General features: G+C 72.4%; 25 protein-coding genes. 4 read left to right on the top strand and 21 right to left on the bottom strand.

The window, feature by feature from the left end; genetic code table 11:
* Nucleotides 1–17 precede the first annotated feature (17 nt).
* The 12 genes from ACTMTF_RS43570 to ACTMTF_RS43515 all read right to left on the bottom strand — a co-directional run bounded on the left by ACTMTF_RS43570 (nt 18) and on the right by ACTMTF_RS43515 (nt 10,339).
* Nucleotides 18–875 carry an ester cyclase gene (locus tag ACTMTF_RS43570; protein ID WP_441115964.1) on the bottom strand — a complete coding sequence of 286 codons (858 nt, stop codon included), beginning with the start codon at nt 873–875 and terminating at the stop codon, nt 18–20.
* On the bottom strand, nt 868–1,371 hold the full coding sequence (locus ACTMTF_RS43565; RefSeq protein WP_441115963.1) for a phosphopantetheinyl transferase: 504 nt from the start codon (nt 1,369–1,371) through the stop codon (nt 868–870). The genes ACTMTF_RS43570 and ACTMTF_RS43565 overlap by 8 nt, the downstream gene beginning before the upstream one ends.
* A complete protein-coding gene (locus ACTMTF_RS43560) occupies nt 1,368–2,279 on the bottom strand; it encodes an ACP S-malonyltransferase (protein ID WP_441115962.1) in 912 nt (303 codons plus the stop codon). Before ACTMTF_RS43560 ends, ACTMTF_RS43565 begins: the two co-directional genes overlap by 4 nt.
* Nucleotides 2,280–2,298: 19 nt before the next feature.
* Nucleotides 2,299–3,168: an alpha/beta fold hydrolase gene (locus tag ACTMTF_RS43555; RefSeq protein WP_441115961.1), complete on the bottom strand. Its 870-nt coding sequence runs from the start codon at nt 3,166–3,168 to the stop codon at nt 2,299–2,301.
* Complete coding sequence (locus ACTMTF_RS43550) at nt 3,165–4,403, bottom strand: NAD(P)/FAD-dependent oxidoreductase (RefSeq protein ID WP_441115979.1); 1,239 nt, start codon at nt 4,401–4,403, stop codon at nt 3,165–3,167. The genes ACTMTF_RS43555 and ACTMTF_RS43550 overlap by 4 nt, the downstream gene beginning before the upstream one ends.
* Before the next feature lie 5 nt (nt 4,404–4,408).
* Nucleotides 4,409–5,137, bottom strand: a complete 729-nt coding sequence (locus tag ACTMTF_RS43545) for a nitroreductase family protein (RefSeq protein ID WP_441115960.1) — start codon at nt 5,135–5,137, stop codon at nt 4,409–4,411.
* Complete coding sequence (locus tag ACTMTF_RS43540) at nt 5,134–7,398, bottom strand: beta-ketoacyl synthase N-terminal-like domain-containing protein (RefSeq protein ID WP_441115959.1); 2,265 nt, start codon at nt 7,396–7,398, stop codon at nt 5,134–5,136. The genes ACTMTF_RS43545 and ACTMTF_RS43540 overlap by 4 nt, the downstream gene beginning before the upstream one ends.
* 35 nt (nt 7,399–7,433) lie before the next feature.
* On the bottom strand, nt 7,434–8,510 hold the full coding sequence (locus ACTMTF_RS43535) for an aminomethyltransferase family protein (protein ID WP_441115958.1): 1,077 nt from the start codon (nt 8,508–8,510) through the stop codon (nt 7,434–7,436).
* A 3-nt stretch (nt 8,511–8,513) separates the two neighbouring features.
* A complete protein-coding gene (gene fabZ, locus ACTMTF_RS43530) occupies nt 8,514–9,002 on the bottom strand; it encodes a 3-hydroxyacyl-ACP dehydratase FabZ (RefSeq protein WP_441115957.1) in 489 nt (162 codons plus the stop codon).
* Nucleotides 8,999–9,289, bottom strand: coding sequence for an acyl carrier protein (locus ACTMTF_RS43525; RefSeq protein ID WP_189144725.1), 291 nt, complete (start codon nt 9,287–9,289; stop codon nt 8,999–9,001). Before ACTMTF_RS43525 ends, fabZ begins: the two co-directional genes overlap by 4 nt.
* Before the next feature lie 47 nt (nt 9,290–9,336).
* Entirely contained in the window at nt 9,337–10,086 is a 750-nt protein-coding gene (fabG, locus tag ACTMTF_RS43520) for a 3-oxoacyl-ACP reductase FabG (protein WP_397003713.1), read from the bottom strand.
* An 82-nt stretch (nt 10,087–10,168) separates the two neighbouring features.
* The gene (locus ACTMTF_RS43515; protein ID WP_441115982.1) at nt 10,169–10,339 is read right to left on the bottom strand and encodes a hypothetical protein; all 171 of its coding nucleotides are present in this window, start codon (nt 10,337–10,339) and stop codon (nt 10,169–10,171) included.
* Between ACTMTF_RS43515 and ACTMTF_RS43510 the strand changes: the two genes are divergently transcribed.
* Nucleotides 10,280–11,836: an FAD-dependent monooxygenase gene (locus ACTMTF_RS43510; RefSeq protein WP_441115978.1), complete on the top strand. Its 1,557-nt coding sequence runs from the start codon at nt 10,280–10,282 to the stop codon at nt 11,834–11,836. The two genes, ACTMTF_RS43515 and ACTMTF_RS43510, sit on opposite strands and share 60 nt — an antisense overlap.
* A gap of 91 nt (nt 11,837–11,927) precedes the next feature.
* On the opposite strand, the gene ACTMTF_RS43505 is transcribed toward ACTMTF_RS43510, so the two are convergent.
* Together ACTMTF_RS43505 and ACTMTF_RS43500 are read right to left on the bottom strand one after the other, a co-directional pair.
* A complete protein-coding gene (locus ACTMTF_RS43505) occupies nt 11,928–13,484 on the bottom strand; it encodes a BTAD domain-containing putative transcriptional regulator (RefSeq protein WP_441115956.1) in 1,557 nt (518 codons plus the stop codon).
* A complete protein-coding gene (locus tag ACTMTF_RS43500; protein ID WP_441115955.1) occupies nt 13,484–14,650 on the bottom strand; it encodes a macrolide family glycosyltransferase in 1,167 nt (388 codons plus the stop codon). Before ACTMTF_RS43500 ends, ACTMTF_RS43505 begins: the two co-directional genes overlap by 1 nt.
* A gap of 183 nt (nt 14,651–14,833) precedes the next feature.
* On the opposite strand from ACTMTF_RS43500, the gene ACTMTF_RS43495 reads away from it, so the two are divergent.
* On the top strand, nt 14,834–15,934 hold the full coding sequence (locus ACTMTF_RS43495; protein ID WP_441115954.1) for a DegT/DnrJ/EryC1/StrS family aminotransferase: 1,101 nt from the start codon (nt 14,834–14,836) through the stop codon (nt 15,932–15,934).
* A 13-nt stretch (nt 15,935–15,947) separates the two neighbouring features.
* Here ACTMTF_RS43495 and ACTMTF_RS43490 read toward each other — a convergent pair whose 3' ends face one another.
* From ACTMTF_RS43490 to ACTMTF_RS43480, 3 genes are read right to left on the bottom strand one after another with little or no spacing between them, the layout of a single operon-like run.
* The gene (locus ACTMTF_RS43490) at nt 15,948–16,520 is read right to left on the bottom strand and encodes a dTDP-4-dehydrorhamnose 3,5-epimerase family protein (RefSeq protein WP_397003721.1); all 573 of its coding nucleotides are present in this window, start codon (nt 16,518–16,520) and stop codon (nt 15,948–15,950) included.
* 31 nt (nt 16,521–16,551) lie between these two features.
* Nucleotides 16,552–17,772, bottom strand: a complete 1,221-nt coding sequence (locus tag ACTMTF_RS43485; RefSeq protein ID WP_441115953.1) for a methyltransferase domain-containing protein — start codon at nt 17,770–17,772, stop codon at nt 16,552–16,554.
* Between the two features lie 28 nt (nt 17,773–17,800).
* Nucleotides 17,801–18,400 carry a DUF1707 SHOCT-like domain-containing protein gene (locus ACTMTF_RS43480; RefSeq protein WP_441115952.1) on the bottom strand — a complete coding sequence of 200 codons (600 nt, stop codon included), beginning with the start codon at nt 18,398–18,400 and terminating at the stop codon, nt 17,801–17,803.
* Between the two features lie 126 nt (nt 18,401–18,526).
* On the opposite strand from ACTMTF_RS43480, the gene ACTMTF_RS43475 reads away from it, so the two are divergent.
* A complete protein-coding gene (locus ACTMTF_RS43475; protein ID WP_441115951.1) occupies nt 18,527–19,909 on the top strand; it encodes an NDP-hexose 2,3-dehydratase family protein in 1,383 nt (460 codons plus the stop codon).
* On the opposite strand, the gene ACTMTF_RS43470 is transcribed toward ACTMTF_RS43475, so the two are convergent.
* Nucleotides 19,890–20,765: a TIGR03621 family F420-dependent LLM class oxidoreductase gene (locus ACTMTF_RS43470; RefSeq protein ID WP_441115950.1), complete on the bottom strand. Its 876-nt coding sequence runs from the start codon at nt 20,763–20,765 to the stop codon at nt 19,890–19,892. The genes ACTMTF_RS43475 and ACTMTF_RS43470 overlap by 20 nt on opposite strands.
* Before the next feature lie 311 nt (nt 20,766–21,076).
* On the opposite strand from ACTMTF_RS43470, the gene ACTMTF_RS43465 reads away from it, so the two are divergent.
* Nucleotides 21,077–22,051, top strand: coding sequence for an aldo/keto reductase (locus ACTMTF_RS43465; RefSeq protein WP_441115949.1), 975 nt, complete (start codon nt 21,077–21,079; stop codon nt 22,049–22,051).
* A gap of 9 nt (nt 22,052–22,060) precedes the next feature.
* On the opposite strand, the gene ACTMTF_RS43460 is transcribed toward ACTMTF_RS43465, so the two are convergent.
* The 3 genes from ACTMTF_RS43460 to ACTMTF_RS43450 all read right to left on the bottom strand — a co-directional run bounded on the left by ACTMTF_RS43460 (nt 22,061) and on the right by ACTMTF_RS43450 (nt 24,842).
* A complete protein-coding gene (locus tag ACTMTF_RS43460) occupies nt 22,061–22,729 on the bottom strand; it encodes a response regulator transcription factor (RefSeq protein WP_441115948.1) in 669 nt (222 codons plus the stop codon).
* Nucleotides 22,710–23,474: a sensor histidine kinase gene (locus tag ACTMTF_RS43455; protein ID WP_397003735.1), complete on the bottom strand. Its 765-nt coding sequence runs from the start codon at nt 23,472–23,474 to the stop codon at nt 22,710–22,712. Before ACTMTF_RS43455 ends, ACTMTF_RS43460 begins: the two co-directional genes overlap by 20 nt.
* Nucleotides 23,475–23,891: 417 nt before the next feature.
* The gene (locus ACTMTF_RS43450; RefSeq protein WP_397003737.1) at nt 23,892–24,842 is read right to left on the bottom strand and encodes a UbiA family prenyltransferase; all 951 of its coding nucleotides are present in this window, start codon (nt 24,840–24,842) and stop codon (nt 23,892–23,894) included.
* Nucleotides 24,843–24,990 lie beyond the last annotated feature (148 nt).

Below are 24,990 nucleotides of genomic sequence, written 5' to 3'. Positions count from 1 at the left end.
CGTGGGCGGGGGCGGGGTCATAAGGTGGCGGCGTCTTCGGGGGTCCAGCCGCATGGACACGTGGTGTCGGTTTCGGTGGCGATGACGGTGGCGCAGGTGGGGCAGCGGGCGTAGTCGCGGGCGGAGGCGGGGTACCAGACGCTGGTGTGCACGCGGGTGCACAGGCCGCCCTTGAAGAAGCGGCGCATGGCCCGCTGATGAGGCCGGGCATGGACCGCGCGCAGCGACTCCGGCCGGTCGTAGGCGCTCAGCGTGAACTTGCGGTCCCCGGCGTCGAAGGTCGTCGCGCCGAGGAAGCCGCGGGACGCCCGTAGCGACTTGACGATCTCCACGCTGAGCAGGTCCACGTCGGCGGCCTCGGCGTCGTCTCGGATCTCCAGCCAGGTCAGCACCAGCGCGCCGGGACGCTCGGTGCGCCCGGCGGCGACCCGGGCGCTCAGTCCGTACTCGCGCGTCTCGTCGGCGGCCGGCACGAACCGCGCCGCGTACCCCAGCGCCTCCGCGAGGGCCAGCCTGTCGTAGGTCCGATGGACGTGCGCGCCGTCCCGCGCGAGCGTCACCAGGTCGGTGCCGGACACCGCGACGGTCCCGCCCGTCGCCGGCATGCCCAGATACGCGCCCCGGTGGTCGGCCCGCAGCGTCCACGAGACGGTGACCGCGTCCTCCCCGCCCGTCACCCTGTCCACGAGAAAGCGCGGCCCCGCGAAACGTGCCAGCACACCCGCCGCGTACGCCACCAGCGCGTCACCGGCCAGCACGCCCCCGGAGTCGGGGTCGGCGTAGGACGCGACACTCGCCGCCACCCCGTCCGGGTCGCCGGCGCTCCACGCCGCCAGATGCTCTTCCGCGATCTTCCGTACGTCCAGGTCACCCACGACGCCCTCCCCCATGCCCCATTCGACCCCGCACGCCCACCGCACCCTCGGAAAGGCGAGAAGAGGCAAGGACCACAGCACGCTGTGCGTCCTCTGGGAGGAGGGCTGAGGCCAGGGCTACGGCCAGGGCGTGGTCGCGGGTGTGGGTGATCGACACGCGGATGTGCCGGTGGGGGTCGGCCCGGGTGGCGGGTGCCCCGCTCAGGTGTACGGCCGGTGGGTGGCCGTCGAGGCAGGCGGCGTCGCCCCGGCAGGCCGGGGTGGGCCGCGGCAGGATCTCGACCCGGCCGAGGTGCCCGGCGGTGGGCGGCAGGCCGAGCAGGCGCAGCACCGCTCGCTTGCCGGCCAGCCGCCCGGCCCAGTGCTCCAGCGTGCCCGCCGTGGACCTGACGCGTTCGGCGGGGGTGAAGACGTCCGCCACCCGCAGCCCGCCGAGCAGCTCGACCGGCCGCGTCAGCCCGGTGTAGGCGACGGCGGCGCTGCCCCAGCGGTTCACGCGGCCACCTGCTTGGCCAGGCGGCGGAGGGTGCCGGGATCGGCCATGCTCAGGCAGCGGGCCCCGGCCCGGCGGGACAGCCCGGCCAGCACCTTGCTGTCGCCGACCTCGACCCCGGGGGCGATCGCGTCGACCGCGCCGATCGTACGGGTCCATCGGACCCTGCCGGTGAGCTGGGCGACCAGCGCCTCGCGGAGCGTGCGGAGGTCGGTGGTGGGCTCGCCGGTGACGTTCGGCACGACGGGGACGCGGGGCTCGCGCATCGCGGCCGCCGCGACCTCCGCCGCCCACGCGGGGACCGCGGCGGCCATGAGCGGGGAGTGGTAGGCGTCCCCCACCTTGAGCGCAATGATCTTGGTGGCATCGGTGGCGAGTTTCTCGAGACGGTCCAGGGCGGGGGCCGCGCCGGAGACGACCACGTGGCCGGGCGCGTTCTCCAGCCCCACCACGACGGGCTCGCCGGGCGCGGCGGCGTCGGCGGCCAGCTCCTCCACCCGTTCGACGGCCAGGCCCATCACCGCGCGCATGCCGCCGCTGCCGGCCACGGCGGCGGCCGCCATGAGCCGCGAGCGCGTCTCCACCAGCCGTACGGTCCCGGCCAGGTCGAGCACGCCCGCCGCGTGCAGCGCGGTCAGTTCGCCCACGCTGTGCCCGGCCACGACGGCGGGCTCGTACCCCTCCTCGGTCAGCACGGCCAGGGCCGCGAGGTTGCAGGCGGTCACCGCCACCTGGGCGTGCTCGGTGGACACCAGGCGGTCGAGCGGGCCGCGCGCGCACAGCGGGGAGATCGGCCGCGACAGCAGCGCGTCGATCTCGTCGAGCCGGTCGCGGGCCACCGGCCTGCGGCGCAGCCAGGCGCCCAGGCCGACGCGCACGGTGCCTTGGCCGGGGAAGAGATAGCCGAACATGACATGCACTCCCTTTCGCTCACAGGCGGCGGCGCGGCCGGCGTTCCTCGTGTGCCGGGCGCTCGGTGCCGAGGAAGCCGAGCAGCAGCTTGTTGACCTCGTCGGGGGCGTCGAGGGGCAGCCAGTGGCCGGCGTCCTCGATCCGCTCGTAGCGCCAGGGGCCCTTGACGAACTTGCCGGACCCGGCCATGCCCTCCTCCAGCAGGGCCTTGTCGCCCGCGCCCCAGATGCCCAGCGCCGGCGCCAAAACCGGCGGGAAGGGGCGGGAGGTACGCAGCTCGGAGGCGGGCGAGCGGTTGGCGCGGTACCAGTTGAGTCCGGCGGTCAGGGCGCCCGGCCTGGCCAGGTCGCGTACGTAGCGGTCGTGGTCGCCGTCGCGCCCCATGATCTCCTTGAACAGCCGCCAGCCGTTGCGGCGCAGCAGCTCCTCGCTCACGCCGGGGAACTGGTAGAAGAGCATGTACCAGGAGGCCGCCCGCTGCTCGATCGACGGCGTGGCGAAGACACCGGGATGCCCGACCGACAGCGCCACCAGGTGATCGAGCCTGCGCGGCATGAGGAAGGCGTACATCCAGGCGATGGCCGCTCCCCAGTCGTGGCCGACGAGGTGCGGCCGCCGGACGCCGAGCTCGATGGTCAGCGCCACGATGTCGTTGACGATCGTCTGCATCCCGTACGCCTCGACCTCCTGCGGCTTGCCGGAGTCGCCGAAGCCCCGCATGTCGGGCGCGATGACCCGGAAGCCGCCCTCGACCAGCGCGGGGATCTGGTTCCGCCACAGGTAGGAGGAGTCGGGGAAGCCGTGCAGCAGGACGACCGGGTCGCCTTCGCCCTCGTCGACGTAGGCGATGTCGACGCCGTTGACGTGAACCGTCTTCTTCTCGATCATGCCGTCTCCCTGAACAACCGCTCAGCGAAGAACTCGCTGAAGCCGAACTCGGGTACCTCTTCGGGGGCGACCATGTTGAGCAGCCCGGTCACCTGCGCGGCGAAGTTCTTGGCCATCAGCTTGCGGACCCGGCGTCTGCGCTCGACGGCGGCGGGCCCGAACTCGACGTGCAGCCTGCTGATGATGGAGGCGCCGAAGTCGAGCCGCTCGATCCGGAAGGCCCGCTCCTCGGCGTACGGCGTGAACGCCGACGGCGACCAGTCGGCGGAGCCGAGCAGGATGTCGCAGACGGTCCTGGAGTCGCGCAGCGCGCACGACAGGCCGGTGCCGAGCACGGTGTCGGCGTTGCCCGCCTCGTCGCCGATCAGCACCACGCCCTCGGTCATCGGCGGCCCCTCGGGGACGCTCGACACCGACGGCCACACCGACAGCGGCCCGGCCGGGATCGCCTCGGTCACCGCCTTGCCCCGGTCGGGCAGGCACTCCAGCTCGAAGGCGGCCAGGAACCGCGACACGCCGCCGGGGCCCCGATAGCGGTGCTTGTTCACGGTGGGGAAGTTGAGGTAGAGCCGGGCCCGGCCGTAGCCCTGGGGGAAGACCATGAACATCCGGTCACCCTCGGTGCCCATGGCCTGCACGTCGGGCGGCCAGGCGTCCAGGCCCTCGACCATCATGCCGCCGCCCCAGTGGTGCATGGAGTTGCGCATGGTGATGCCCACCTGGCGGCCCACCGTGCAGCCCCTGCCGGTCGCGCCGAGCACGATCCGCGGGCGCAGCTCGCGCGGGCCGTCGGGGGTGCGGTAGGAGACGACCGGGCGCGGGCCCGGCGTCACGTCGATCTTCGAGGCGGCCATCTCCAGGCGGGCACCGCTCCGTACGGCCTGCTCCGACATCAGCTCGCACACGGCGTGGTGCGGGAAGGACATCGGGCCGCCGATGCCGGGGATGAACCCGGTCATGTCCACGGCCTCGACCTCGTCCTCGGTGACGGCCTCGTCCCAGGTCATCCACTCACGGATCTCCCAGCCGCCGCCGTTCCAGAAGCACTCGTCCACGCCCAGGCGACCGGCCTCCCTGATGCCCCAGGGCGCCAGCCACTCACCGCGTACCAGATCCTTGTAGGCGTCCTGCTTCTCCAGCAGCACCACGGACAGTCCGCCCGCGGCCAGCTTGCAGGCCGCCGAGGCGCCCGCGATGCCGCCGCCGACGATGACGACGTCGGGCTGCTCGAACACTTGCGTCAACTCCCCCACCTCTCCCAGTAGGTGCGCTCTTCCGCGCTGTAGCGGTCGGCCGGGCGAAAGTCGGTCCCCAGCGTGTAGGCGACCGGGATCATGCACACCTGCGTGACCCCCGAGGGGATGCCGAGCAGCTGTCCGACCTGCCGTTCGTGGGGGACGTGCAGGCAGGTGATGGTGCTGCCGAGGCCCCGGCTGCGCAGCGCGAGCTGGAAGGACCAGATGGCGGGGAAGATCGAGCCGTAGAAGATGCTGGCCCTGGTCTCGCCGTGGCGCACCAGGTGACCGGGGTCCTCGTCGGGCTTGTCCGCCATCCGTGTCCGCCACGCCTCGTTGATGGCCGTGACGTTCGGCGGGCGGCCCAGCACGCACGGGATGACCAGCGCCGGCACCGCCTCCAGCGTCTCGGTGAGCGCGTGCGCCGAGGCGTAGTTGCGCTTGGCCTGCGCGTCGTTGCGGCGGCGGCCCGCGTTGGTCCAGATGTCGTTGCGGTGGAACGTCCAGGACGAGCGGATCATCTCGGCCAGCTTCAGCTTGACGGCCGGGTCGGTGATCACCAGCCAGCGCCAGTTCTGGTGGTTGTTGGCCGTCGGCGCCTGGACGGCGACCTCCAGCGCTTCCAGGATGACCTCACGCGGGACCGGCCGGTCCAGGTCGAGCCGGCGGCGCACGGACCGCGTGGTCGTCAGCAGGCGGTCGGTCTCGGCGACGTCGAAGGGGAGGGTGCTCATGCCGCCCCCAGCAGGACGGCGCCGCACACCGAGCCGGGCGCGGCGGTCAGCGCGAGCGCCTGCGCCACCGGCTCCGGCAGGGCGGGGTCGGTCAGATAGTGGCCGGGGTCGCCGGCGACCGGCCGGGTGAGCCCGTCGAGCGCGGGCGCGATCCCGTCGCGTACGGCCAGCGCGCCCAGGGCGATGTTCATCGCCCCGCTCGCCGCCTGGCAGTCGCCGATCAGCGCGGCGGACGAGGTGAGCGCCGCGCTGGAGGCCATCGCCAGCACGGCCGCCGCCTCGCCGTCCTGACCCGCACCGACCACCACCCCGGGAGCCGCTTCCGGCAGCGCCGCGATGCCCCGCGCCACCGCGTGACGAACCGCTGGGTGGTGGGTGGCGTGGGCGGTGCCCAGCACTCGGGCGTATGCCCGGCCGCCGCGTTCCGCGCAGTGGTCGGCCGACTCGACCACGAAGGCCACCGCGGCGGACCCCGGCACCGGCTCCGCCGCGCCCGTCTCGTACGGGGTCGGCACGTTCTCCTGGTCCTCGTACGCGGGCGTGCCGCCGGCTCGCTCGTCGGCCGCGACCACCAGGACCACCTCGGCCTTGCCCGCCCTGATCAGCTCCAGGGCGCAGTCGAGCGCGATCGAGGCCGAGGCGCCGCCGTTGCAGATCGTGGTGGTCGGCCCGCGCAGGCCCAGCGTCTGGCAGACGGCCCCGCCGGTGGCGTTCAGCACGACGTTGGAGAAGCTCAGCACGGCCGGCTTGTTCGGGTTGAGCGCGATGCTCTGGTCGAAGCCGCCGGTGCTCTCGGTCGAGCCGGCGCCGGTGGCGAAGATCAGCCCGACGTCGTCCAGCGCCTTCCTGGGCAGCTTCAGCCCGGCGTCCTCCCAGGCCAGGCGGGAGGCGGCGATCGCCATGCGGGACAGGTGGTTCATGTGCCGCCACAGCGAGCGGGGCGCGTAGGTCCGGCCGTCCAGCGAGGGCGCGCGCCCGGCGGCCCGCCGTCCGGCGGCGATGGCCGCGCTCACCTCGGCGATGCCGGTGCCCGCGCCGGTGACCGGCCCGAGCCCGGTGATCACCGCGTCACGGCGCGGCAGGTCCTCGTACGGGCGCGGGCCGCCCTGGACATGTGGCCGGGTCAGCACGAGAGAGACGTTGTTGCCGCCGAACGCGTAGTTGTTGGACACGACCGTCTCGATGGTCATGGGACGGGCCACGTTCGGCACGAAGTCCAGGTCGGGGGCGGACGGCTCGGTGTCGAAGCCGATCGTGGGCGGGGCGACGCCGTGGCGCAGCGCCAGCACTGCGGCCACCGCCTCGACCGCGCCCGCCGCCCCCAGCGTGTGGCCGAGGAAGGACTTGATGCTGCTGGTGGGCACCTGCCCGGCACGCTCGCCGAAGGCCAGGCGCATGACCTTGGCCTCCATGGCGTCGTTGGCCGGGGTGCCGGTGCCGTGGCCGCTGACGTAGTGCACGTCCTGCGGTGACAGGCCCGCGGCGGCGAGCGCGCGGCGCACCGCCGCGGCCCCTCCCCTGCCGGTCGGGTCGGGCGCGGTCGCGTGGTAGGCGTCGGCCGACAGGCCGTAGCCCGCGACCTCGGCCAGCGGGACCGCGCCCCGCGCCAGGGCCAGGTCCAGCGGTTCGAGGAGCAGGAAGGCGGCCCCTTCGCCCAGGTTGAGCCCGTCGGAGCGGCTGTAGGGGCGACACGGGCCGGTGCTGAGCGCCTGCAGCCCGGCGAAGCCCGCGTAGGTGCCGAACAGCAGCGGGTCCACGCCACCGGCCAGGACGGCGTCCGCCTCGCCGGTCAGGATCTTGTCCATGGCGAGCCCGACCGCGTTCCCACCGGCCGCGCACGCGGTCGAGACGAGGATGCGGGGCCCGCGCAGCTCCAGCCGCTCGGCCAGCACGTCGCCGGTGCGGTGCATGGGCTGGTAGCGGCCCGCGACGTCCGGGGTCGCCTGGCACTTGCCGAGGATGATCCCGAACCGCTCGGGTTCGGCGGTCACCGTGCCCGCCTGTGCGATCGCCTGGCGCGCGGCGACGAGCGCCAGCTTGGCCGTCCGGTCGAGCCCGGCGTCGGCGCCGGGCAGCTGGGAGGTGATCCACTCCTCGGGCACCTGGCCGGCGTGCCTGGCCTCGAAGACCGCGTACGCCTCGTCCAGCACGGGGGTGAGGCCCCCCTGGCCGGTGGTGAGCCGCGACCAGAAGTCCGCGGGGTCGCGGCCGGCCGCGCAGATGATGCCCAGGCCGGTGACGACGACGGGCCGCAGCGCCATGCTTGTCTCCTTCTCGCGAGAAGCGGGCAGGCCGATCAGATGATCGGGATGCTCCAGCTCTTGGGCACGATGTAGGGGCTGGTCAGCGTGGTGACCCCGACGCCGCCTGCCGACAGCTCCAGCCCGGCGGCGGCCAGGTCGCGGTCCACACGGGCCAGGCCGAGCGTGGTGCCGAGGCCGACGCTGTGCACGGCGTGCACGACCTCGCCGATGACCTGGTCGCCGGCCATGACCCGGGTGCCGGCCAGGGGCACGCCGTCGGCGCAGGTGAATCCGACGGTGCGCCGCCCGGTCCCCGACTCGAACGCCTCCAGCACGGCCTCGCGGCCCACGAACGCCTCCTTGGTGACGTCGACGAGCCAGTTGGCGCCGATCTCGATCACCGTGGCGCCCGGAGTGGCCTCGTGGCGCGGCATCGGCTGGCGTACCTCCAGCATCGCCAGTTCCAGGGCTTCCTGGCCGGCCGGGCGGGCGTGCTCCAGGGACAGCCGCCACAGACCGGCTGCCGCCTCCCGGGGGACGATCATCTGGTAGCCGTACTCGCCGGTGAAGCCCGTCCTGGCGAAGACGATGTCCACGTCGTCCCAGGTGGTCTCCACCACGGACTCGAACGGCAGCGAGGCCAGCTCACCGTCGATCAGCCGGCCGACCACGCCCCAGGCGTACGGGCCCTCCAGCCCGACGAGCACCAGCTCCGGGGAGCGGTCGGCGATCTCGATGCCGTCGCCGGCCTGCGCCCGCAGGTGCTCCAGCAGACGTGTCCCGGCGCCGCACGAGCTCGCCAGGAGGATGCCGTCCTCCCGGCCGAAGGCGAGCACCTGGTCCACGACCTGTCCGGCGTCGTCCAGGACGAGGCTCATCATGCAGCGGTCGGAGGTGAGGTACTCCACGTCGCGGGCCAGCACCCGCTGCGCGTACCCGAGCGCGTCGGGGCCGGTGACCTCGATGAGCCGGTGCCCGCTGAGGTCGATCACGGCGGCGCGTTCCCTGAGTGCCGCGTACTCCTCCGACAGCGCGCCGGGCGCGGCCGAGAAACGCAGCGGTACGGTCACATCGCCGACCTCGCCGTAGACGGTTCCCTCAGGATGGGTGGCCGCGAGGACGTTGACCATGGTTCACACCTTTCGCACAGAACGTTGACCGGCCGGATCGGCGATCGTGAGGATTCCTTCGGCGGCCACCTGACCCGCCACCCGGGCCGACACGCGGAACTCCGCGAATCCGCCGCCGCCTCCGGCGCGTTCGGCCGTGAGGGTGAGCTGGTCGCCGGGGACGACCGGGCGCCGGAAGCGCATCGACTTGATCCCCGCCAGGTAGCTGATCTCGCTGGCCCCGGCCAGGGCGAAGACCACGCCGGCGAGCTGGGCCAGCGCCTCGGTGATGACGACGCCGGGCAGCACCGCCTCGTTCGGGAAGTGGCCCTGGAACCACAGCTCGGTGCCGGCGACGTTCTTGGTGGCCGTGCCCTTCACGCCGGGTTCGACCTTGCCGACCCGGTCCAGCAGCAGCATCGGCCAGCGGTGCGGCAGGACCGCGCGCACCTGGTCGTGGGTCAGCCCGGAGACGACCGGCAGGGCGGCGGGCTGCGCTTGCGTGACGGTCATCCCTGGGCCCGCAGGGCCGGGTTGACCTCGTCCGCGAGTCGCGAGACCGAGCCGAAGACGGCCATCTCACTGTCGTAGAGCGCGACCCCGAACTCCGCCTCGATGGCCACGTAGAGCTCCAGCACGTCGAGGCTGTCCAGCTCCAGGCCGCGGCCGAACAGCGGCTGGTCGTCGGTGATCCAGTCGGGCTCGATCTCCAGGTCGAGCCGGGAGACGATCATCTTCTTGATCTGGCTGCAGGTCTGCTGCCGTTCGGCGGCCTTCGCGCGCAGCTCGTCGATGGTCATGATTCCTCCTGGTGCCTCGGGGCTTGCGAGAGGGAGAGGTGGGTGGTTCACCCGAGGCCGCCGCCGTGGGCGACCACCACCGAGCCGGACATGTACGACGCCTTGTCGGAGGCCAGGAAGGTGACGATCGAGGCGATCTCCTCGGGGCGTCCCATCCGGCCGAGGCGGATGCGCGACTCGTACTGCTTCCTGATGTCGGCGGGAACCCTGCGGGTCATGTCGGTGGCGACGAACCCGGGCGCGACCACGTTGGCCCGCACCCCGTGCGGGGCCGCCTCGTTGGACAGCGCGTGCGTGAAGGCGATGATCGCGCCCTTGGACGCCACGTAGTTGGTCTGGCCGGGGAAGCCGCCGTCCAGGCCGCTGGAGGACGACAGGGTCACGATGGATCCGCTGCGCTGGTGCTGCATCAGCTTCAGCGCCTCCCGGCAGGCGAGGAAGGTGCCGACGAGGTTGGTGTCCACCGGGGCCCGGAACTGTTCCAGGCTCATGGCGATGAGGAAGCGGTCCTGGGTGATGCCGGCGCTGGTCACCAGCACGTCGAGGCGGCCGTGGTCGGCCCGGATGTCGCGGAACACGCGGCGTACGGACTCCTCGTCCGTGACGTCCGCCCGCACGCTCGTCGCGCTGCCGCCCGCTTCCTCGATCCGGGCGACGACCTCCTTGGCGTCCTGCTCGGAGTTGGCGTAGTTGACGATGACGTGGGCGCCCTCCCTGGCCAGGTCGAGCGCGACGGCCCGGCCGATCCCGCGCGACCCGCCGGTGACCAGGGCCACGGAGCCTTGGGTGAACAGCATCAGCGTCTCCAGGAATTCGGCAAGCGCAGAAATGACTTATCTGGATCTTCCCTACATAAGCTACTAAGTCGGGATATCACGCCTACATCATGCGGATATCCTCGTATTGACTGAGGTAATCGGCATATTCGATCCTGACGCCATGGATCAGCATGAGGTGGATGTATTGGTGGTCGGGGGCGGGCCCGTCGGGTTGTCCACCGCCATCGAACTTTCCCGCCACGGAATATCCACGCTGCTGGTCGAAAAGCATGCGGGCACGGCGATTTTCCCGAAAGCCCGGCTCATCACCACCCGGACCATGGAGATTCTCCGGTCCTGGGGAATTCAGGACGAGGTGGAGAGCGCCGGAATGCCGCGCGAGGAGTTCCTCGCGGTGGGCGTCGGGAGCTCCCTGACGGCGGACGACTTCGTCAGGTCGGCGGCGGCGCTGCACCGCGACGCCCCGCACAGCCCCACCTACACCTTCCTCTGCTCCCAGGACCTGCTGGAGGTCATCCTGCGCCGGCGCGCTGAGGCGGGCCCGGCCGCGGACGTCAGGTTCGGGGCCACCATGACCGCCATGCGCGAGGTCGCGGGCGGCGTCGAGGCCGTCGTGTCCGCCGGGGGCCGGGAGGTCCTGGTGCGCTGCCGCTATCTGGTGGCCGCCGACGGCAGTCGCGGCGGGGTCCGCGAGCGGCTCGGCATCAAGGTCGAAGGGCCGCCGGTGCTCGGCCACATGATCAGCATCATGTTCGAGGCCGACCTGGGTTTCCTGCCGCCCGAGCGGCGGGCCGCGCTGTCCTTCCTGCGCGATCCGCCGTGCGCCGTGGAGGCGGTCGATCACGGGCGGCGGTGGATGGTGCAGACCGGGTACGAGCCCGAGGAGGGCGGCAGCCCGGCCGACTTCACCGAGGAGGCGTGCCTGGCCGCCGTGCGCGCCGCCGTCGGGGTGCCGGACCTGCCCGTGCGCATCCTCGGCGTGCTGCCCTGGCTGCAGCAGGCCAAGGTCGCCGACGGCTTCCAGTCGGGCCGGGTCTTCCTGGCCGGGGACGCCGCGCATGTGGCCACCCCGCAGGGCGGGTTCGGCATGAACTGCGGCATTCAGGACGCCCACAACCTGGCCTGGAAGCTGGCCGCCGTCCTGCGCGGCGCGGCCGGGCCGGCGCTGCTGGACACCTACACCGCCGAGCGGCGGCCGATCGCCGCCCGTACCGTGGACGAGAGCCTGAACAACGCGCTGATCACCTTCCGGATGATGGAGGGGCGGCTGTCCATGCGGGAGGCCGTCGACCAGCAGGCGGGCCGGCGCAGCTGCGAGGGGCTGGTCCTCGGCTTCGGCTACGAGTCCGCCGCGGTCATCCCGGACGGCACGCCGGCCCCCGCCCCCGGTGACCCCTACCGCGTCTACGTCCCGTCCGCCCGGCCCGGCCACCGCGCCCCGCACGTGTGGCTGGCGGGCCCGGACGGTCCCGTGTCCACCCTGGACCTGCTCGGTCCCCGCTTCACCCTCATGACGGCGAGCCCCGCCTGGGCGCGGGCCGCCCTCCCGGCGGCCCACCGCACCGGGTGCGACCTGACGGCGGTCGAGATCCTCCCCGACCGGGGCACGTACACCTCCGCGACCTGGGCCGTGGAGTACGGCGTCGGCGCGGCGGGCGCGGTCCTGGTACGCCCGGACGGCCACGTCGCCTGGCGCACCCCGCTCCCCTCCACCGCCCCCGAACACGACCTGACCACAGCCCTGACCACCATCCTCGCCACCGCCTGACCCACCGGCCGCCTGGCTGACCAGCAGGTCGACGAGCATCTGACGGCGGGAGGCCCCGCCGGCCTCCCGGGGGTGAGGGGCCGGCCGGGGGTCAGGCGTGGGCGACGCGGGAGCGGAGGCGGGCGGCGCCCAGGCGGAGGGATAGCGGGTTGCCGCAGGAGGTCGCCACCAGGTCGGTCACCGCCTGCGGTCCGAGGGCGGGGCCCGCCGCGCCCACGAGCATGTCGGCCAGCTCCCGGGCCGCGTCCTCCTCCAGCGGCGCGAGGAACGCGCGGTGCGCGCCCTGCCTGGCGACCAGCTCGTCCAGCGGATCGGCGCTGGTCACCACGACCCGGCAGCCCGGCCCGCCCGGCAGCAGGGACGCCACCTCGTCACCGTCGCGGACGTTGTCCAGCACCACGAGCAGCCGGCGGCGGGCGGTCCGGCTGCGGTATAGGGCCAGCTTCTCGGCAGGGTCGGCGGGCAGGTCCTGCTCGCCGAGCGCCCGCAGGAAACGGTCCAACACGGCGTGCGCCCGCAGGAAGCGGTCAGGTGCGGCGTGCGCCCGCGGGAGGCGGTCCGGTCCGTCGTGCGCCCGTAGGAGGCGGTCCGGTCCGTCGTGCGGCTCGATGCCGTCGAGGTCCGCGAAGAGCTGTCCGTCGGGGAACCAGTCGATCCGGGCGTGCGCCCACCGCAGCGCCAGCGTGGTCTTGCCGACACCCGGCGCGCCGCTGAGCACCATGGCGCCGGGCGTCGCGGTCTCCGGGTCGGGCCGCAGGGCGGTGTCGAGCCCGGCCAGCTCAGCGGCGCGGCCCACGAACGGCAGCACCTGCGGCGGCAGCTGGCACGGCACCACCAGGGCGGGCGGCGCGGGCCGTGGTGCGGGGCGCGGCGTGGGCGAGCGCATCAGCACGGCCTCGTCGCGCAGGATCTGCTCGTGCAGCCGGCGCAGCGCGGGTCCGGGCTCCAGGCCGATCTGCTCCAGCAGGAACCGCCGCGTCTCCTGGTAGGTGCGCAGCGCCTCGGCCCGGCGGCCGGCACGGTACTGGGCCAGCATGAGCTGGGCGCGTACCCGCTCGCGGAACGGCGACTCGGCCACCAGGGCCAGCAGCTCGGGGATCACCTGGTGGTGCCTGCCCAACCCGATCTCCAGCTCCAGGCAGGTCTCCAGCGCCTCCAGCCGGCATTCGGCCATCCGCGCCACGTCGTACCGCAGGCCTCTGAGGTCCTCGAACGGGGTGCCGCTCCACAGCGCGAGCGCCTCGCGCAGCAGCGCGACGGCGCCCTCCTGGTCGTGGGCGGCCTGCTCGCGCGCCCGCGTCACCATGGCGCTGAACCTGAGCCAGTCGATGCTGTCGGCGGGGGCACGCAGGAGGTAGCCGGGACTGGAGGTCTCGATCACGCCCGCGCCGAGCCTGCGGCGCAGCCGCGACACGCAGATGGCGATCTGCCGCCAGGCGCTGCTCGGGGCGGAGCCGGCCCACACCGCCTCGACGAGCCGCTCCACGCTCATCACCCGGTTGGCGTTCAGCAGCAGGCAGGCCAGGATGGCCAGCTCCCTGTTGGCGCTCATCGGCAGCTCGGCGCCGTCCTTGAGCACCTTGAGCGGCCCCAGGACGTGGAACTCGAAGACGGATCCCGGCGCCTGCCCGGTGGTCGGCGCGCTCATCAGGCCGCCCGTGCCAGGTGGCGTTCGAGCTCGTCGGCGGCCCGCGGGGTGCCTCCGGCGGCCCGGACGTCGGCGCGCATCGCCTCGGCGCTCCGCCGCACCTCCGGGTCGGCGGCCACCGCGAGCACCGAGTCGACCAGGCGCCGCGCCGTCAGCTCGGCCGGCTCGACGACCCGGCCCAGCCCCAGCTCGGCGATCCGGCGGGCGGGCGGCCGGTCGATGGCGGTGGCGGGCACCACGACCATCGGGCAGCCCCAGTACAGGGCTTCCATGGCGGTGCCCATGCCACCGTGGGTGACCGACGCCGAGGCGTGCGCCAGCACCGCCATGTGGGACACCCACCGGTGGACCTCGATCGTGGGCGGCAGCGGGCCGAGGTCGGCGGGGTCCATGCCGTCGCCCAGCGTGACCACGCCGTGCCAGGGCAGCTCCGCGAAGGCCCGCACGCAGGTACGCACCAGGTCGGGCCGCCCGCTGGCGACAGTGCCGAAGGACAGCAGCGCGACCGGCAGCCCGTCGCCCGGCGGCTCCCATCCGGACAGGAAGGCGCGTTCGCCCAGGCACGGGCCGACGAAGGCGAAGCGCTCGTCGAAGGTCTCGCCGGCGAACTGGAACGAGCGCGGCAGGTTGACCAGGTTGGAATCCTGGACCTCCCACCACAGCTCGGCGGGGTCGGCCCGCACCCCGTGCGCGAGGGCCAGCTCCCGGGTCCTGGCGAGCATCCCGTCCACCCAGCCGGGCAGCTCGCGGGCGGCTTCCTGCCCGCCGTAGATGGCGGACAGGTACGAGAAGTGCTCGTTGGAGGCGAACACGGGGATGAGCTGCGTGGCCGGCAGCCCCCACTTCCTGGCCAGGATGCGCCCGGCGTGCAGGATCGAGATGTCGTAGACGATCAGGTCCGGCCGGTCGCGCAGCCCTTCGGCCGCCCGCAGCATCGCCGCGCTCTCGTCCAGGAACAGAGAGAGCAGCCCCAGCGGGTCGTCCTCCAGCTTGCGCAGGTCCACGGACTGATAGGCCGAGTCGTAGCTGAGCACGGTCGCGCCCGCGCCCTCGGCGTGCCGCGCCGTCGCGGGCGCGGTCAAATAGGTGACCCGGTTTCCCCTGCGAACCAATTCTGCGACCACGGCGAGATGCGGAATGACATGGCCGTGATCGGGCTGACACATAAAAAGATAGTGTCGTGTCATGTGAAGTCTTTCGCTGGATCCACGTATAGGTAGCCACCTCAAACTATTAACGGCGGCCGCGATGAAGGACCCCTAATCTCCCCCTGATCCGATGTCCGTTCTAGGGGTTCCGCGCGATGGCCGGCCATGCCTACCCTGGCGGCAATCATGAGGAGGACGACGATGCCCACGCGCGTCTGGGACTATCTGCCCGAATACGAATCCGAGCGCCAGGACATTCTCGACGCGGTCGAGACCGTGTTCCGTTCCGGGCAGCTCGTGCTGGGAGAGAGCGTGCGCTCCTTCGAGGCGGAGTTCGCCGCCTACCACGGGGTGCGCCACTGCGTGGGCGTGGACAACGGCACCAACGCCATCAAGCTGGCCCTGCAGGCGCTCGGCGTGGGCAGGGGTGACGAGGTCATCACCGTCTCCAACACCGCCGCGCCCACCGTGGTGGCCATCGACGCCGTGGGGGCGACGCCGGTCTTCACCGATGTCGACCCGCGCACGTACCTGATGGACGTGACCCAGGTGGCGGCCGCCATCACGCCGCGGACGCGGTGCCTGCTGCCCGTCCACCTGTACGGCCAGTGCGTGGACATGGCGCCGCTGGAGCGGCTGGCGGCCCGGCACGACCTGGTGATCCTGGAGGACTGCGCGCAGGCCCACGGCGCCCGCCACCACGGGCGGACGGCCGGCTCGATGGGGCACGCGGCGGCGTTCTCGTTCTATCCGACCAAGGTGCTGGGCGCGTACGGCGACGGCGGCGCGGCGATCACCTCCGACGACGAGGTGGAGCGCGCGCTGCGGCGGCTGCGCTACTACGGCATGGAGCGGACCTACTACGTGGTGGAGACGCCCGGCCACAACGCGCGGCTGGACGAGGTGCAGGCCGAGATCCTGCGCCGCAAGCTGACCCGGCTCGACGACTACGTCGCGGGGCGGCGGGCGGTGGCCGCCCGCTACGCCGACGGCCTGGCCGGCACCGGCCTGGTGCTGCCCGAGACCGCCGAGGGCAACGAGCACGCCTACTACCTGTACGTGGTGCGGCATCCGCGCCGCGACGAGATCATCGAGGCGCTGCGCGAGCACGACATCCACCTCAACATCAGCTATCCGTGGCCGGTGCACACCATGACGGGCTTCGCGCGTCTGGGCTACGCCCCGGGCAGCCTGCCGGTCACCGAGGCGCTGGCCGGGGAGATCTTCTCGCTGCCGATGTACCCGTCGCTGCCGCTCGGCGTCCAGGAGAAGGTCATCGCCGCGCTCCGCGAGGTGCTGTGACCGGCCGTCCGGCTCAGCGGACGTACTCGGGCAGGAGGCCGCACGCGGCGGCCTCGCCCAGCGTGCGCGCGGTCCGGTCGCGCTCCGACAGGATCGGCGGCGGCCCGCCGGGCAGCCGCAGCCCGATCTCCTCGTCGAACACCGACAGCGTCAGCTCGTTCTCGGCCCGGTACTCCGCCGAGAGCAGGTAGCACACCACGCTGTCGTCCTCCAGCGCGACGAAGGCGTGGCCGACACCGGGCGGGAAGTAGACGGCCCGGCCGGTGTCGGCGGCCAGCTCCACCGCGTCCCACCGGGCGAACGTCGGCGACCCGACGCGCAGGTCCACCACCAGGTCGAGGACCCGGCCGCCCGAGCAGTAGACGTACTTCGCGGTGCCGGGCGGCGTGAGCGTGTAGTGGATGCCGCGCACCACGCCGCGCCGGGAGACGTTCCGGCTGGCCTGCGCGACGGGGAACAGCGGCCGCCCGACCGCCGCCACGAACGCCCTCTCCTGGTACGGCGAGGCGAAGGTGCCGCGCTCGTCGCCGAAGACGGCGGGGTCGAAGGCGTACGCGCCGGTCACGGCCAGCTCGCGGTGCTTCACGGCCGCGCCCCGCAGAAACCGGTCATGGCCGTCAGTGCCCTACGGTGTGGACCTCGGGGACGTACAGGATCCAGTTGCCGCCCGCCTCGCGGAACGCCGTCTCCTTGGCCATGATCTCCTCGGCGTGGTTCCAGGCGAGCAGCAGGGCGTAGTCGGGGTAGGGGGCGGCGAACGCCTCGGGCCCGCGCACCGGGATGTGCGAGCCGGGCGTGAGCCTGCCCTGTTTGGCGGGGGTCGTGTCGCAGACGAGGGAGACGAGGTCCGGCCCGATGCCGCAGTAGTTGAGCACGGTGGCGCTCTTGGCGGTGGCCCCGTAGCCGTACACCCGCGCGCCCTGCTCGCGCAGCCTCGTCAGCAGCGCCACCAGGTCGTCGCGGTTGGCGGCGACCCGCGCCGCGAAGTCGCGCAGCGTCGCCGGCTCCGTCAGGCTTCCGGCCTCCTCCGCCGCCAGCAGGCTCGCCACCGCCGCGCTCGGCGTGCGCGAGCCGCGCCGGGCCAGCGTGTAGCGGACCTCGCCGCCGTGCACCGGCAGCCGCTCCACGTCCACCAGCTCGAACCCGTGGCGGCGGGCCATGGCGCGGACCGAGGTGGCGCAGAAGAAGTAGAAGTGCTCGTCGTAGATCTGGTCGAAGGAGGCCCGCTCGACGATGTCGCCGAGGTAGGGGTCCTCGAAGACGAACACGCCGCCGGGCCGCAGCAGCGTGTCCACCCCGCTCATGATCGAGTCCAGGTAGGGGATGTGGCACAGCGTGTTGGCCGCGTAGACGACGTCGGCGGGCCCGTCGGCGGCGCGGATCTCGGCGGCGACGCCGGCCTCGAAGAAGTCCTTGCGCACGCGCACCCCCCGGGCCGCCGCCACGTCCGCCACGCCGCCGGAGGGCTCGACGCCGAGGTGCCGGACGCCCTCGTCGGCGACGGTCGTGAGCATGGTGCCGTCGTTGCAGCCCAGCTCGACCACGAACGGGTCGGGCCCGGCCAGCTCGGTGGCGAGCAGGCGCTTGGCCATGGCCTCGAAGTGCGCGCGCATCACCGCCGACCCGGAGGAGAGGTACGGGTAGTCGTCGTGGAACATCCGCTCCCTGTCCACCTCGTGCAGGAGCTGCGCCATCGAGCAGTCCGCGCAGACCCCCACGGCCAGGTGGAAGAAGAACTCCGGTGCCGTGTCGCCGGGGGTGACGAAGGCGTCGGAGATCGGTTGCCGCCCGAAGTCGGCGACCTGGTGCAGCGTTCCGGAGCAGATCCGGCACTCCATGCGATCCTCCTAGAGCGTGCGGCCCGCGTCAGGGGTGGCGGTACCTCACCCATACGTCGCCGGTCTTCACGTATCCGGTGAGCCGGATCACCACGCCGTCGGGGGCCAGCGCCACGGGCGGGCGGTTGAAGACCGCACCCATCCAGCGCCGCACAACCTCGTCGTCGCGGACGATCCAGCCGGGCGGGACGATGAGGATGACGTCGCCGAACCAGGAGGTGACCCCGATGTCGATCACGACCTCCTGGTGCGGGCAGTCCGCCCTGGTGAAGTCGATCCTCACCGTGCCGAACCGGCCCGCCCGGGCGCTGATGTACGGCGGCACCGTCCAGCGCCCGTCGTGCACGACCTTGCCGCTGCGGGTGTGCAGCTCCAGCGCGCCGGTGGCGCTGGGCACGGCCATGGCGGCCGTGGGGACGGCCGGGGCCATGGGGGGCACGGCCCTGGTCTGCCACAGGTCCGCCACCAGCACGTCCAGCTGCCCTCGGGTGCGGGCGGTGAAGGTGCGGTCGACCCGCTCGTTGAACTCGTCGAGGGTGATCCGCCCGTCGCTGACCGCGACGCGGAGCATCTCGGCCACCCTCTCGCGATCCTGGTCACTTGCTCGCATGTCCGGCTGCTCGGTCATGGCGTCCACCCTAGAAGCCTATGAAGGTCGTACCGGCGCAGAAACCCCTATTCCACAGGGGTTCCAGGCCGGGGGCAGGGGTTGAGCGGGGTGGCGGCCCCGTGGCAGGTTCGGCCATGACGGACCGTGATCAGGAGCCCTGAGGAGGCTGCCATCATCGACGTTCGCGGTTGGCTCGACGAGGTCGCCGGCCACACCTTCATGGAGGTGACGCGGGTGCCCCTGGAGGAGCTGGCCGGGTGGCGGGCGGACCCGGTGACGGGCGACATCCGGCACCGGAGCGGGCGGTTCTTCACCGTCGAGGGCCTCGACGTCCGGCATCCCGCGGGGCCGGTGACCGCCTGGACGCAGCCCATCATCAACCAGCCCGAGGCGGGCATCCTCGGCATCCTGCTCAAGCGGGTGGACGGCGAGCCGCACCTGTTGATGCAGGCCAAGAACGAGCCGGGCAATCCCGACGGGCCGCAGCTCTCGCCCACCGTGCAGGCCACCAGGAGCAACTACACGCGGGTGCACGAGGGACGGCCGGTGCCGTACCTCGACTTCTTCCGGGAGCCGCGCGGCCGGGTGCTCGCCGACGTGCGCCAGTCCGAGCAGGGGGCGTGGTTCTACCGCAAGCGCAACCGCAACATGGTGGTCGAGGTCGGCGCGCACGTCGAGGCGGCCGAGGGGTTCCGCTGGCTGCCGCTGCGGCGGGTGCACGAGCTGCTGTCCGTGCCGGAGCTGGTGAACATGGACGCCCGTACGGTGCTGGCCTGCCTGCCGCCCCAGCCCCGGCCGCCGTCCGATGGCCTCAGAGGCTTCGGCGCGCTCGTAGCCCGTTCCCGCCTGCCCGGCGGCCCCGCCGTGCACGCCACGGGCGAGATCCTGAGCTGGCTGAGCGGCCTGCGCTCCACGGTCGACATCCAGGCCCGGCCGCTCGCGCTCGGGCGGCTGCGCGCGTGGCGACGGGCCGAGGGCCGCATCACGCACGACACCGGCAGGTTCTTCGAGGTCATCGGCGTACGCGTGCGGGCGCGCGGGCGCGAGGTCGGCGGGTGGGACCAGCCGATGATCGCGCCGGTGGGCATCGGGGTGGCCGCGTTCCTGGTCAGGCGGATCGGCGGGGTGCTGCACGCCCTGGCGCACGCGCGCGTCGATCCCGGCTACACCGACGTGGTGGAGCTGGCGCCGACCGTGCAGTGCACCCCCGGCAACTACGACCACCTGCCGCCCCGGGCCAGGCCGCCGCTGCTGGCGGAGGTGCTGAGCGCCGGGCCGGACAGCGTGCGCTTCGACACGGTGCTGGCGGAGGAGGGCGGGCGCTTCTACCACGCGCGCAACCGCTACCTCGTGGTGGAGACCGCCGAGGACCCGCTGCCCGGCCACCCCGGCTTCCGCTGGGTGGCGCTGCACCAGCTGGACGAGCTGCTCCGGCACAGCTACTACCTGAACGTCGAGGCGCGCACCCTGGTCAGCTGCCTGCACGGCCTGGCGCACGCCGACCGGCTCACCGCAGCAGCTCGATGACCCTGCCGAAGTCCTCCATGGCCGACTCCATCACGGTGAAGTAGGACAGGCCGAATCTCTCCCGGTGCCCGCGCACCTGCTCCGCGATCTGCGCCGGTGTCCCCACGAACAGCGTCGGCAGCTCCAGCAGCCGCTCGGGCGCCAGATCCGGGGCGTATCGGCGGAGGCTCTCGGCGCCGGCCCGCCGGTCGCCGGTCAGCACCGTGGCCTTGGACAGCACGTTCAGCTCGATCCGTGCGGCGCGCGGCCCGGCCGCGGCGCGGACGAACTCGACCCGCCCGAGCAGCTCCTCCGCGTCGACCAGGGCGGTCCTGCCGTACTCCGCCCGGTAGGGGGCGCCGGTGAAGCTGACGATCTCGGCCCGCCGGGCGGCCAGCCGGAGCACGCGGTCGCCGTGGCCGCCGATCATGAGCGGTGGCCCCTTGTGCGTCAGCAGCGTCTCCAGCGCGCCGACCAGCTCCACCAGGCGGCGGGTGCGCGAGGCCGGGTCGTCGGGCAGGCCCAGGGCGGCGAATTCGGATGTGACGTAGCCGGTCCCGAGTCCGAGCTCCAGCCGTCCGCCGATGAGCCGGTCGGTGGTGGTGACGTCCCTGGCCAGCAGGACGGGGTGGTGGAACGCGGCGTTGAGCACGTAGGTGCCGATGGTCGTCCGCTCGGTGGCCTCGGCGGCCAGGATCGCCGACGGGAAGGGCGAGAGCAGGTTCAGGTGGTCGGGCACGGCGATCACGTCGTAACCCAGCGCCTCCGCCCGTCGGCACTTGGCCACCCACTCGGCTCTGGAGCAGTCCTCGGTGATGAGCACCACGCCGAACCGGAGGGCCGGGACCGTCACGGGCAGGATCTCCGTGTTCACCATGCGTCTCCTCGTGCGGGATTCACTCGCACAGTAACTAATTTCCACAATTCCATGTCGCCCTGAAAGAAATACGCGGGCCACTCTTGCGGGAATTAAGGGTCACCAGGGGTCCGGACCCATGACAATCTACGTAGTACCCCTGGAACCCCTACGACGGCGTAGGGGGAAATCGTGCTTTTGCACATCACGGCCGTATCATGACAGCGGGTTCGTCGGCAAGGCACCCATCGAAACAGTCCCATTTGACTTGACGGCTCAACGCACTTTGACTGGAGCAGTCAACCGCCGGGGGGACTCGTGAAGGGAATTCGGTGCGTTACACGAGGCTAGGCCGAACCGGGCCGGTCATTTCAGCAATCGGACTCGGCTCGATGGCTCTGAGCGGCGCCTACGGCCACGTCGACGCCACCGAGGCGAGCCGGCTGGTCCGCCGGGCGCTCGACGCGGGCGTCACCTTCTTCGACACGGCCGACTTCTACGCGGCCGGCGAGGTGGAACGGCTGGTCGGCCGGGCCGTCGCCGGGCGGTCCGCGGAGATCGTGGTGGCCACCCGCGGCGGGGTGCGCGTACGCGGCCCCAAGGAGCCGGTGGAGTTCGACGACCGGCCCGGCTGCCTCGAACGCGCCTGCGAGTCGTCGCTCCGCCGCCTCGGCATCGACCACATCGGGCTCTACTACCTGCAGTGCCGAGGCTCCCACGTGCCGATCGAGGACAGCGTGGCCCGGCTGGCCGAGCTGGTGCGGGCCGGCAAGATCCGGCACATCGGGCTGTCCAACGCCACGCCCGAGCAGCTCCGGCGGGCCTGCGCCGTGCACCCGATCGCCGCGCTCGCCATCGAATACTCCCTCTGGGGCACCTGTATCGACGCGTCACTGCTGGCCACGGCGCGCGAGCTGGGCGTCTCCATCGTGGCGGTCCGCCCGCTCGGCCGGGGCTTCCTGACCGGCCGGATCAGGACCCACGATCGGCTCGCCCCGGGCGACTGGCGGCGCTCCGACCCAAGGTTCAGGCCCGAGCGGCTGCGGCTGCACGCCGGGCCTCTCCAGCGGCTCGAAACCGTGGCCGCACGGCTCGACCTGGGCACGGGCCGGCTCGCGCTGGCCTGGCTGCTGACGCGCGACGAGCACATCGTGCCGGTGCCCAGCACCCGTGACCAGGTGCACCTGGAGATGAACATCGCGGCCTCGGCGGTCGAGCTGCCGCCGGAGGTCCGCGAGCGGCTGACCGGCCTGTTCCCCGGGCGCTTCCCCGCCGAGCTGGCGCACTCACCCGTCCCGCTGATCTGACACGGCGAGTCAGTCCAGGTCGGCCCTGCTCTGCGGCATGATCAGGGAGGCGGCCAGCGCCTTGTTCACCGCGTCGATCCGCGAGACCGCGTTGAGCTTCACGAAGATGTTGCGCATGTGGCGCTTCACCGTCGCCTCGGCCAGGCCGAGCCTGCGGGCGATCTGGCTGTTGCTCAGCGCCTGCGCCGCGAGCTGGAGCACCTCCAGCTCCTTCTCCGACAGCGTCGGCGCGGCCGCGGCCTCCACCTGGGCGACGCTGTTGCGCGAGACGGCGAGCACCACCCTGGAGGGATCCTCGTGCACGCTGCGCACCGCCGCGATCAGCTCGTGCCGGTGCACGCTCTTGAGCAGGTAACCGCGGATCCCCGCGGCCAGCAGCCTGCTGAGCAGCTGCGGACCGTCGTACATGCTCAGGATGATGATCCGGGTCTCCGGTGACATGGCGCGGATCCGGGAGACGGTCTCGGTGACCTCGTCGCCGGGGATCTCCACGTCCAGCAGCACGACGTCGGGGCGGGCGCCGGTGACCAGGGCGACGGCGGCCATCGAGTCGCCGGCCTCACCGACGATCCGCATGTCGCCGACGGACTCGAGGATCTCGCGCAGCCCCTCCCGGAACAGCGCGTGGTCGTCCACCAGCGCGATGGAGATGCTCGCCTCAGCCGTCGTCGGGTCCACCGTTTTGCCTTTTGAGTGGGATGAACACCTCGACCAGACATCCGCCGCGCGGCGTGCTGGAGATCACGACCCGGCCGCCGAGCAGCGCGGCCCGCTCCCGCATGGAGGCCAGGCCCACGCCGCCCTGCTCGCGGGCGCTCGCCGGGTCGAAGCCCCGGCCGTCGTCCTGCACCGACGCGATCAGCGCGTGCGGGGCGATGTCCACCCGGATGAACACCGACGCCGCGCCGGCGTGGGTGAGCGCGTTGCGCGCCGCCTCGCGGACGATGAGGAACGCCTCACCGATGCTCGCCGGATCCGCCCAGGACTCGTCGCCGTTGACGTCGAGGCCGATGCAGACCTCGGCGTCCTCGGCCGTCTCCAGGAAGCTCAGCAGGGACTTCTCCAGGTCACCGGCCGGGGTGGCCGGGTGCAGCTCGGAGGTGATCTGCCGCAGATTCTCCATGATCTCCTGTACGGCCTGCTGCACGACCGCGATCTTGGCCAGGGCGCGCGCCGGGTCGGTGGCGTGGTAGACCTCCGACAGGGCCAGTTGCTGGTGGGCGACGCTGATGCCGTGCCCTATCCGGTCGTGGAGTTCGCGCGCGATGCGCCGGCGCTCGTCCTCCTGGGCCTGGTGCACCTGGTTGAGCAGGAAGCCGTTGTAGCTCTCCGACGCGTCACGGACCCGCCGCGACAGGCTCTCCTCCATGCCGGTGACGGCCAGCGCCAGCGCCTCGGCGGGCGCGTCGAACTCGGCCGCCATTCTCCGGGCGAGATGGTTGACGGCGGTCCGGAAAAAAAGTGAGCCCGCCTCAAGAGAGGCGGCGGGATGAACTCCTTCCGCGGCTCTGGCGTTTCCGACTTCGCGCGCGTGGAGTTTGTGCCGATTACTTACCTGGACCTTTCCGGCGCGTAGCGTAGCGGCCACGTCCTCCAGAACGTACTGCGCGGTCAATAAGGCCTGGCGCCTGGCCTGGGAAGCAGCGAATACGGCGTTGCCCGTGGTCAGCAGGGCCGACTCGAATTCCGCGAGTATTTCGTCGCGACACGACTCGACACATCTCGCCGGATCATCCGTCGCTTTGTAAGCCCCCTCCACTGACGTCCCCTCCGGCCGTGGGCCGAGTACAAGCACGCCTCCCACTATCGATCATCGACAAGATCACCGCAACATTTAGCGTCATATGTTCGACAAGACAGCCGTAATGTGAACCAGGTGTTGCGTCGCCATAAACGTTTCGTAAGGGCGCCGGCGCGCTCTGCGCCCCTGCTCAGCCGCCCGGACGCCGACGCGCGTCCCCGCCCACGCCACCGCCCAGACCACCGCCGCGACCCCGGCCGCCATCGCCGCCAGCACGCCGGCGAGCCGGGCCTCGAAGACCGCCACGGCCACGCAGAAGCCGGCCAGCAGCGCCGGCGCGGTCACGACCATCAGCCGGCGCGACACCCGCTCGCCGAGCAGGACGCCCACCGTGCGCCGGCCGGCCGCCGCGTCCCCCGGGATGTCGGACAGGTCCTTCGCCGGCACGCCGACCATCACCATCCAGCAGGTCGCGGCGGCGGCGAACACGATCAGCCCGGTCGGCGCGACCCCGCCGGAGCCGGCCGTCGCGACGGTGAACCCGGCGAGGTAGGACAGCAGCCCCGACAGCACGAGCACCGCCACCGTGCCGCTTGAACTGCTCTTCAGGGCGGCGGGCGGCCCAGAGTAGAGGTAGCCGAGCCCGAGGTTGACGGCGATGATCCAGCCCATCGGGCCGGGCAGTCCCACCGTGGCGACGAGCGCCAGGACGGCCGCCCCGGCGGCCACCCCCGTGGCGGTGCGGGGATGCAGGTCGCCCCTGGCGATCGGCCGGGCGGAGCCGTTGACGCGGTCCTCGGTGATGTCGGTGACGCCGTTGAAGAGGTAGATCGCGAAGATCGACGTCACCCAGGCGACGCCTCCCTGCAGGACCTTGGCGGGCTCGGCGAGCGAGGTGATCGGCAGCGCCAGGGCGACCCCGGTCAGGTAGCGGAGCGACGAGACGGCCAGCACGGCCGGGCGGGCTTCGGCTAGGCACAGCACGACGACCCGCACGCCGGCGAGGACATCAGCGGGGAACGGGGCCGAGGGAGTCCATTTACCTGGCATAGCCGGATTGTCATCAGCGCCGCGCCCGCTGATAAGGGGGCCACCCCGGAAGTTGTAGCGGCACTACGCCTTTCGATACCCCGGCCTGCCCCCTTGGATTTCAGGCACGAACTCATGGTGCACCTTCTTGTCCCGCCCTGGCGACCCC

The sequence above is a fragment of the Nonomuraea sp. ZG12 genome, from assembly GCF_052068115.1.
GTDB lineage: Bacteria > Actinomycetota > Actinomycetes > Streptosporangiales > Streptosporangiaceae > Nonomuraea.
This window is presented reverse-complemented; position numbering and strand designations above follow the sequence as displayed.

Bases quoted from the DNA above. Each gene is read 5' to 3' on its own strand.
- ACTMTF_RS43560 (WP_441115962.1), bottom strand. From the start codon at position 2,279: ATGTTCGGCTATCTCTTCCCCGGCCAAGGCACCGTGCGCGTCGGCCTG.
- ACTMTF_RS43555 (WP_441115961.1), bottom strand. From the start codon at position 3,168: ATGATCGAGAAGAAGACGGTTCACGTCAACGGCGTCGACATCGCCTAC.
- ACTMTF_RS43545 (WP_441115960.1), bottom strand. From the start codon at position 5,137: ATGAGCACCCTCCCCTTCGACGTCGCCGAGACCGACCGCCTGCTGACG.
- ACTMTF_RS43540 (WP_441115959.1), bottom strand. From the start codon at position 7,398: ATGGCGCTGCGGCCCGTCGTCGTCACCGGCCTGGGCATCATCTGCGCG.
- ACTMTF_RS43535 (WP_441115958.1), bottom strand. From the start codon at position 8,510: ATGGTCAACGTCCTCGCGGCCACCCATCCTGAGGGAACCGTCTACGGC.
- fabZ (WP_441115957.1), bottom strand. From the start codon at position 9,002: ATGACCGTCACGCAAGCGCAGCCCGCCGCCCTGCCGGTCGTCTCCGGG.
- ACTMTF_RS43525 (WP_189144725.1), bottom strand. From the start codon at position 9,289: ATGACCATCGACGAGCTGCGCGCGAAGGCCGCCGAACGGCAGCAGACC.
- fabG (WP_397003713.1), bottom strand. From the start codon at position 10,086: ATGCTGTTCACCCAAGGCTCCGTGGCCCTGGTCACCGGCGGGTCGCGC.
- ACTMTF_RS43515 (WP_441115982.1), bottom strand. From the start codon at position 10,339: ATGCTTTTCGACCAGCAGCGTGGATATTCCGTGGCGGGAAAGTTCGAT.
- ACTMTF_RS43505 (WP_441115956.1), bottom strand. From the start codon at position 13,484: ATGAGCGCGCCGACCACCGGGCAGGCGCCGGGATCCGTCTTCGAGTTC.
- ACTMTF_RS43500 (WP_441115955.1), bottom strand. From the start codon at position 14,650: ATGTGTCAGCCCGATCACGGCCATGTCATTCCGCATCTCGCCGTGGTC.
- ACTMTF_RS43495 (WP_441115954.1), top strand. From the start codon at position 14,834: ATGCCCACGCGCGTCTGGGACTATCTGCCCGAATACGAATCCGAGCGC.
- ACTMTF_RS43485 (WP_441115953.1), bottom strand. From the start codon at position 17,772: ATGGAGTGCCGGATCTGCTCCGGAACGCTGCACCAGGTCGCCGACTTC.
- ACTMTF_RS43480 (WP_441115952.1), bottom strand. From the start codon at position 18,400: ATGACCGAGCAGCCGGACATGCGAGCAAGTGACCAGGATCGCGAGAGG.
- ACTMTF_RS43470 (WP_441115950.1), bottom strand. From the start codon at position 20,765: ATGGTGAACACGGAGATCCTGCCCGTGACGGTCCCGGCCCTCCGGTTC.
- ACTMTF_RS43455 (WP_397003735.1), bottom strand. From the start codon at position 23,474: ATGGCGGCCGAGTTCGACGCGCCCGCCGAGGCGCTGGCGCTGGCCGTC.
- ACTMTF_RS43450 (WP_397003737.1), bottom strand. From the start codon at position 24,842: ATGCCAGGTAAATGGACTCCCTCGGCCCCGTTCCCCGCTGATGTCCTC.